Origin of the sequence: Bradyrhizobium sp. STM 3809 (assembly GCF_000239795.1) — a bacterium.
GTDB lineage: Bacteria > Pseudomonadota > Alphaproteobacteria > Rhizobiales > Xanthobacteraceae > Bradyrhizobium.
Window position 1 is genome coordinate 1 of record NZ_CAFJ01000754.1, and the last position, 2149, is coordinate 2149.

The 2149-nt window shown below is 64.4% G+C and carries 2 protein-coding genes and 1 pseudogene; 2 read left to right on the forward strand and 1 reads right to left on the reverse strand.

Going from position 1 to position 2149, the window contains the following annotated elements:
• Together BRAS3809_RS37200 and BRAS3809_RS32340 are read left to right on the forward strand one after the other, a co-directional pair.
• Positions 1-233: pseudogene (locus BRAS3809_RS37200) on the forward strand (hypothetical protein); the annotation flags it as partial.
• Positions 234-287: 54 nt separating this feature from the next.
• Entirely contained in the window at positions 288-902 is a 615-nt protein-coding gene (locus BRAS3809_RS32340) for a hypothetical protein (RefSeq protein ID WP_035659994.1), read from the forward strand.
• A gap of 75 nt (positions 903-977) precedes the next feature.
• On the opposite strand, the gene BRAS3809_RS32345 is transcribed toward BRAS3809_RS32340, so the two are convergent.
• Positions 978-2138: an NAD(P)-dependent oxidoreductase gene (locus BRAS3809_RS32345; RefSeq protein WP_283805785.1), complete on the reverse strand. Its 1161-nt coding sequence runs from the start codon at positions 2136-2138 to the stop codon at positions 978-980.
• Positions 2139-2149: the final 11 nt, after the last annotated feature.

Consider the following 2149-nt stretch of genomic DNA (forward strand, 5'->3'; position numbering starts at 1 on the left):
CGCGGAAATGTGCGACTGATTTGCCCGACGGTGCAAGGTCAAATGCTGCGACAGACTGGCACGACGGGCAGTTTGTTTATGGCAGGCATACCGACAGCTCCGGCGTCATTGCGAGCGCAGCGAAGCAATCCAGGGCTCCGGGTGTCACCCTGGATTGCTTCGTCGCTTCGCTCCTCGCAATGACGGAGGTGGACATCGTGCCGGTACAGTTCGTCTGCGAGATCCGGGCGTGAGATCGTGTATAGAGAAGTTGAACCTATCATAGCTGGATCGTCACGATCTGGCAGATGATCGCAACATCGAACAGGATCATGATGGCGGATCACCTCGTTGTCGGCCTCTCGGCCTGGATCATCCAGGACGGCAATTACGGTGATTTCACGCGCGGCGACCGCGCCGCATTCGCGCTCGAATTCTGGGCGGAGCCGCCGCTGACGCAAGTCGAACCGCGAGACGAGATCGTCGCCTCAATGGCGCATTGCGGAAATGCGATATATGAAGTCGTCGCGCGCGTTGTTCATGTTACCGAGGATTGGTGGGCGATCGACGTCGGCGTCCTTGTGTATCAGTACAGCAGGCCACCGGACTCCGCGCAGCCCGGCGCTTGGCTGCGGGGAAAGGTCTTCATCGGGATCGATCCATTTCTCTATTTCGAGGACTGCGGCCGCCGGCCTGGCGCGCCTGCGCTGGTCTACGAATGGAGCATCGACAAGATCGAGATTGAGACCGCGCCTTTCGTAGAAGTGAGCCCGCGGCGATTTGAGCGTGATGCCAGTCAGCTCGGCTGGCGGGAGGTCGCAGCGACAGCAGCCTGGGAAGACGATTCGGGCATGGGAGACTATTTACTCCATTGCACGCTGCTCGCCGGCCCTCGTTTGCCTCGCAGCAAGGATCTGCCGTAGACGCGCGACCTGGTCGCTGCGAAGCATGGTGTTGGCGCTACCTCGTAGTCAGCGAGGTAAAGACCGACGTCCACGTCATGCCTTGCGTGACGCCGCGATCACGCGCGCCAGCACGGGCCAATACAGATCGCCATAGCCCGCCTCGATGGCCTCTCCGAGCCGCCGGTCGGCGAGCTCCGCGCCGGGCAGATCGATCTGCACGGACCTGGCGAGATCGAGGGCATAGCCGATGTCCTTGCGCGCATATTCGGTCGAGAACGCCCGCTCCGGATATGTGTCGGGCAGCATCGCTTTCATGCCGTGGTTGCGCAGCGCGAAGCTGTCGGCGGAGCCCTTGGCGAGGGTCTCGAACAAGAGCTTGGGATCGAGGCCCGCGCGCTTGGCGGTCTCCAGCGCCTCGCCGAGCGCGACGACGGTCTGCATCAGCACCATGTTGTTGAGGATCTTCACGATCTGGCCGGCACCCACGCCGCCGCAATGGGTGATGTCGGTCGCGAACATCGCGATCAGCGGCCGCAGCCGTTCGAACGTCGCTGCGTCGGCTCCCACCATCACGCTGAGCGTGCCGTCCTCGGCCGCCTGGCGGGTGCGGGCGATCGGTGCATCGGCGTAGGCGGCGCCGTTGGCCGCGAAACGCGCGGCGAGCTCCTGGGTGGTCTGCACCGGCGAGGTGCCGAGGTCCACGATGGTGTGACGCGCCTCGACATGGCGGAGCAGGCCGTCATCGCCGTCGCATACGGCCTGCACGTGCTTGCCGCTCGGCAACGCCATGAAGATCACGTCAGCCTCGCGCGCCAGCTCGGCGAGCGACGCGGCCCTGATGACGCCGACCTCCGCGAGCCGATGCAGCGGTGCCTCCGCGCGATCGAAGCCCCACACCGTGGCGCCGGACTTCCGCGCCAGATTGCGGCACATCGGCTCGCCCATGACGCCCAAACCGATGAATCCGATCGTGACCATGGCGAGTTCCTCTTCATTCCGTGATGGCCTCCAAGAATGGACGCCGGCAGGCGTATCGGCAAGCCACGCCCACCATGGCCCGACGGGGTTCCCGTGATCGGCCTGGATTGCTTCGTCGCTTCGCTCCGCGCAATGACGATGGCGAGCATCGCGTCGTGGAGCCGCGCGGAGACCGCGACGACCGGCTGTCGTCGGCTGAAACCTTCGGACTATGAGTTCGGAGCGATGCTGTTTGTCCCACGCTGCATCGTCGTCCCCGCGAACGCGGGGACCCATGTCGCGTGATG